The organism is Mycobacterium sp. (assembly GCF_049280035.1).
GTDB lineage: Bacteria > Actinomycetota > Actinomycetes > Mycobacteriales > Mycobacteriaceae > Mycobacterium.
In genome coordinates, this window is the sequence record NZ_JBAPPI010000473.1 from 1 (window position 1) to 5154 (window position 5154).

Genomic DNA, 5154 nt, shown 5'->3' on the forward strand with positions numbered 1-5154 from the left:
TCGCCGAACTGAGCGCTTCTTCGATGGTCGCGGCCGCGGAAGTGGAGTTCAATGCGATCGTGTCTCCGTCGCACAGCAGCGGCGCGTCGGGGGCCGGGTGGGGATCGGGTCGGATGGCGACGAAGACGTCACCGAGCGGTGTGGCCGAACGCAGTTCCGCGGTGGCACCGGCACGCAATGGGACATCGGCGCTGATCCGCATTGTCACGTGGGCGGCGAAGTCGTGCGCGCGCATCGATTCGACTTCGCCGATGTCGGCGCCGTTGAGTTTGACCTTCGCCTTTGCCGGCAGATTCAGCGCATTGGCGAACACGGCGGTCAACGAGATACGGTTGCCCGCCTGGCCGGGTGCCGGTAGCGGCACACTCTGCAACCCGGTTGCGCATCCGGCAATGAGCACGGTCAGCCCGGCCGCTACCGCGCTTCGACAGCCGGGGCGGACAGCGCCGCCGTGCCTCATCGCCGAACCCCTGCCATCTGTTCGAGCATTCCGAAAACGCCCTCGCCCAAGAGCTTCACGCCGAAGTCCGGCCCGTAGTCGGTTATCGTGCCCGTCGCACATCCCAGGTCTTTGATTGCTGCAAGGTTGCATATTTCCTTCGCCATCTGACCATCGAGGAAAAGCTTGTCGATGAGGGCGTGTATGCGGACGGCGCCGGCGTTGCTGTCGATCGCGTTGTAGACGTTGGCGGCGAGCAGCGGTGTGATGTCCAATGTTTCCGCGAGTTCGCGGCGGTAGTCGTTGACCGCTGCGGTTAGTGTCTTGAAATCGGCAACAGTGCCCTTCAGCCCATCGCGGTTTGTCTCCAGCAGCGACGCGGCCTGATCGAGGATCTGGTTGATCTTCGCGCCGGTGGTGCCGGTGCCCAGGTGCTCGTCGGCCAGGATGTCGCTGAGCTGGCGCATGTTCGAACCGAAGCCGCGTATCGCGGTGTCGTTGTCGGCGGCCGCTTGCGTCAGCTCCGCGAGAGCGCTCACGATCGCCTGGATGTCGTGCTTGGTGGCAGCGCCGTTGTCGGCACCGAGATGAAGCGCCTGATAGAGCTGATCGAGGGTCGCTTTGATCTTGGGCCCGTTGCCGGAGGCAATCTGAGCGCCAATGTCGACAAGGTCGGCCAGTGGCCCGTGCCCGTGGACGTCACCGCGCAGGGAGCGCGAAAGTTTGTCGACCATCGCCAAGGTGCGGTCGAATTCCACCGGCGTGCGGGTTCGCGCCAGGCCCAACACGTCCCCGTTCTTCAACTTCGGTCCGCCGCGGTAGACCGGGGTCAGTTCGATATGCCGATCGGTCAGGATCGACGTTGACACGGTGACGGCTTGCACGTCCGCGGGAATGTCGACACCCTTACCGATCTCGAGTCTCACTTCGACGTAGCTGGCCTTGGGGGCGATGCCGGTGACCTTTCCGACTGGCATGCCCAGCACCGACACGGGATTGCCCGCATAGAGCCCGACAGTGTCCTCGAATTGCGCCGTTACCGTGATCGGTCCGTCGTTGGCGCGGGGCATCAAGCTGAACGCCGTGATCGCGATTCCAGCCACGACAAGCGCTGCGACGGTGAGGGCACGTGTGTGCCTCATCGCGGAGCCCTCGCGGGATCTGGCGGGGGCCATCCGGGCCAAATATCTGCAGCCGGTTTGCAGTCCGTGAAGTAGGGGGTCAGATTGAACTGTTTGGCGCGCGCGCTCAGCGCGCACATCCACGAGTCGACCAGGCCGCCGCCGGGTACGGTGACATCGATCGCCGTCCCGCTGCCGCTAGCGTTGGTCACGTTACGAAGGCCGACCGGCAGGATCTGCAGCAGGTTGCGCACCAATGCGTCCTTTTCGCCGATCATGTGCGAGAAATCCCGCATATTCGCAAGCAGTTCGTTGATCGCCGGCTGGTCGTCGAGGATTGTCCTGATCGTGTTGACCAACGCGGTCGAGCTGTCGAACAACCGCTCCACCGCGGCGCGCCGGGACACGATCTCGCCCAACAGGTCTCGGCCCTGTACTACGAGGGAGCCGAGATTGGCTTGCTGGTCGCGGATCATCGCGGTGACGGTGTCGACACTCCTGAGCAGGGATCCGATTTGATCGCGCCGCGTGGAAATGACGGTGGCAAGCGAGTCAACGTTGTCCAGCGCTTGCGGTAGGGCTTGGGGTACGCCATCGAGGGCGTGACTCACGGTGGTCAACGATTTGGCTACGCTGTCGGCGTCCACCTGTTCGAATGTGGTGGTCGCATCAGCCAGCGTCTTTTGTAGATCGTAGGGAACCGATGTGTTCGCCAAACCGATGGTGCGGTGGTCGAGTCCACCGGTGCCGGCGGGGGACAACTCGAGATAGCGCGAGCCGAGCAGGGTGGTCAGCTTGATCGCGGCGCGGGTGTCGTGACCCAGGTGAACATTCTTGCGTACCTTGAATTTCACGACGACACGGTCACCGGCGAGTTCCACACCGCTGACAGCGCCCACGGAAATCCCCGCGACGGTAACTTGGTCGCCCGGACGGATCTGGGCCGCCTGAAGGAACTCGCCCCGATAGCCGCTCTGACCCGCCGACAAGCGGCCGACCCCGACGATAACCACCGCCACCGCCACCGCGGTGAGAGTCAGCGAGATGGCGCCCAGCCAGATCTTGTTGTAGCCCTCGATGGGGCGTTTGAGCCACCTGAACATAGTGATCTACCTGCACATCGGTGAGCGTTGGATGACATTGCCCGGCGACGCGAGCCGAACGATGGCGGGAATCACTCGGCTAACGAACGCGAAGATCGAGGAGTTGACGTCGCAGAGATACCCCTCCATGTAGGCGCCATCTTCGCTGACTCGGGCAACACCTTTAAGCAGCATGGGAAGGTTTGCCCCCATGTAGGCGAAACGTTCCCGAGCGTCGCCGGTGAGCTGCCCGGTGAATCCGGGTTCGCGGCGGACGATGTCTTGCAGATCGGGACGGATATTGTTGGTGATCGTCGCCAATCGTACGACGGCCGCGTTGATCGAACCCGCCGATGCCACCAACTGGTCGCGCCGATTCCCCAAAATGACTAGCACGTCGCGGGTTTGACTGATCATTGTCTGCAGGTTGTGGGTCTGCCCGGCCAGGTTACTCACCACGTCGTTGAGCTTGGTGATGGCCTCACCAAGGACTTGATCGGGACCCGCCAGCGATTCGGCAAGCGCCGACGTCTCGGTGATCAGTGTCAGTACCGACCCGGAATCCCCTTGCAGCGCTTGGATGATCCCGTTCGTCAGGTTGTCCACCTGTCGTGGGTCCATCAGGGCAAGCAGCGGCTCGAACCCGTTGAGTAGATAGGAGATATCGAATGACGGTCTGGTGCGGTCTAAGGGGATCTGGCTTCGGTTTGCCAGCGGCGTCCGGTCTCCCGACCTACCCGCTGACAGACCGAGGTACCGCTGTCCGATGATGTTCTGATAGGTCACCGATGCGATGGTGTCGTGGTAGAGGGTTTGCTCCCTTTGCACTCGGAACGTGACTTTGGCCAGGGCGCCCTCCAGGTCGATTCCATCCACCCGTCCGACACGAACTCCGGCAACGCGAACGTCATCGCCGGGATGTAGCCCGGAAACGTCGGTGAAGATGGCCGAATAGGTGTTCGTCGGTCCCGCGACCTCGCGGCGCAGCGTGACCAGCACCATCCAGCTCCCCACGGTCGCCATCACCAGGAACAGGCTCAGGCCGATCAGCGGCTTGCGGTACCTCACCGATCACCCCCTGGATCCGGCGCGAGATGTACCGTCGCTCCACGCACCAGTGGTCCCAACAGAAACTCGGTGGCGGCGTTCGGTTCACTACCGACGATGACGCTTAACTGACCTTTCTCGTCACGGCTGCCGACCGGGCCGACGTTGCCACCGAAAACGGCCGATTGTCCTTGAAGGACCGGCGGCGCAACAGGTTCGGACGGCGCATCCGGTTGGTCCGGAGGCGCGATTTCCGCCGGGAGTAGCGACGGTAAGGCTATGCCCGACGGTGTTGGCGCCGGGCCCAGCGGCGGCGGGGGCTGCTCAGCGGCCGGGGGTACTGGTGCGGCTTGTTCGGGAACGAGTGGACCTTGTCCCACGTCGCCTCTGCCCCGTATCGAATCCCGCGGTGGGGCCAGGTTGGGGCGATTCTCCGGGACGCCTGGGGGCAGCGGGAGTCCCCGAGACCCCAGTGCCAGACTCAACGCCGGGGCAACTGGCACTTCGGGTGCCGTGTCGCAACTTGGACCTTTCAGCGCGCCGTACCGAGGGCAGTCCGCACGCACGTACGTCCGGGTAGGAGTGAGGGAGATAACCGCTTTGACGAATGGAAGCTGTGCCGCGTCGTTCCACCCCACATACCGGAACCCGTCGACCACCTTCATGATCCGACCAGCCATTCGATGAATCGCGCCGGCGTTATCGGCGAGCGCACCGACCACCGGCGTCAGCTCGGTGGTGATGTTTATCAACCTGTCGGTGTGATGATCGAACGCATCGCCAAACGTTCCGACGGTGCTCAGCCCTCCAGACAGGAGATTGGTCAGGGCCGAGCGCTTCTCGGCCAGGGTCTGCATCGGCCGCACCGCGCTGCCAAGTGCGTCGAAAAGCTCGGGCGAGGCATCCCGCAGTCCGTTAACGGCGGCGGTGAAAGCGGAAAGCGTGTTCGGACCGTTATCGTCGCCGACCACGGAGTTCAATTGCGTGGTAATCTCATTCAGGTCGCGTCCTGCGTTGGTTAGTCGGTCGCCGCGTCCCTGGGTGGCCTCGCCCAGTGCGGTCAGCCATCCGATACTGTCGGCGGAGGGCTCGCGACCGAAAGCCCGTAGCAGCTCGCGGACCTTGTTCAACGTGGTCTGGAACAGCACCGTGGGCAGACTTCGGTCCTCGTGGATCACCGCGCCGGCCCGCAGCGGTGCGGCGTTTTTGCCGTTGTCCACCAACTGCACCGACGACACCGCGAAGACATTGGACGGAACCACCCGGGCCGTAACGGTGTGCGGGATACCCGCGGCGTAGGTGGGCTTGAGGTCGATATGGACGATGTTGGGCTCTGCGCCCCTGGCCGGAACGACATTGGACACAAACCCGACCAATACACCTCGGAACTTCACGTCCGACTTGCTCGGCAGACCATCGCCCACGTTGATCAGCTCGGCGCTGACCCGTACGAGCGGGTCTAGTC

The 5154-nt window shown here is 63.5% G+C and carries 5 protein-coding genes; all 5 read right to left on the reverse strand.

Annotation, left to right across the window (positions count from 1 at the left end; all coding sequences use genetic code 11):
* Positions 1 to 460, reverse strand: a 460-nt coding sequence (locus tag WAN71_RS15525) for an MlaD family protein (RefSeq protein WP_422226183.1), incomplete at its 3' end; no start/stop codon positions are given.
* Positions 457 to 1581: an MCE family protein gene (locus tag WAN71_RS15530; RefSeq protein ID WP_422226184.1), complete on the reverse strand. Its 1125-nt coding sequence runs from the start codon at positions 1579 to 1581 to the stop codon at positions 457 to 459. The genes WAN71_RS15525 and WAN71_RS15530, both read right to left, overlap by 4 nt.
* Positions 1578 to 2663 (reverse strand): MCE family protein, encoded by a 1086-nt coding sequence (locus tag WAN71_RS15535; RefSeq protein ID WP_422226185.1) that lies wholly within the window; start codon positions 2661 to 2663, stop codon positions 1578 to 1580. The genes WAN71_RS15530 and WAN71_RS15535 overlap by 4 nt, the downstream gene beginning before the upstream one ends.
* Positions 2664 to 2669: 6 nt before the next feature.
* The gene (locus WAN71_RS15540; protein WP_422226186.1) at positions 2670 to 3710 is read right to left on the reverse strand and encodes an MCE family protein; all 1041 of its coding nucleotides are present in this window, start codon (positions 3708 to 3710) and stop codon (positions 2670 to 2672) included.
* On the reverse strand, positions 3707 to 5154 hold a 1448-nt coding region (locus WAN71_RS15545), incomplete at its 5' end, for an MlaD family protein (protein ID WP_422226187.1). The genes WAN71_RS15540 and WAN71_RS15545, both read right to left, overlap by 4 nt.

Excerpts from the sequence above, each read along its gene's own strand:
- WAN71_RS15530 (WP_422226184.1), bottom strand. The coding sequence starts at position 1,581 with ATGAGGCACACACGTGCCCTCACCGTCGCAGCGCTTGTCGTGGCTGGA.
- WAN71_RS15535 (WP_422226185.1), bottom strand. The coding sequence starts at position 2,663 with ATGTTCAGGTGGCTCAAACGCCCCATCGAGGGCTACAACAAGATCTGG.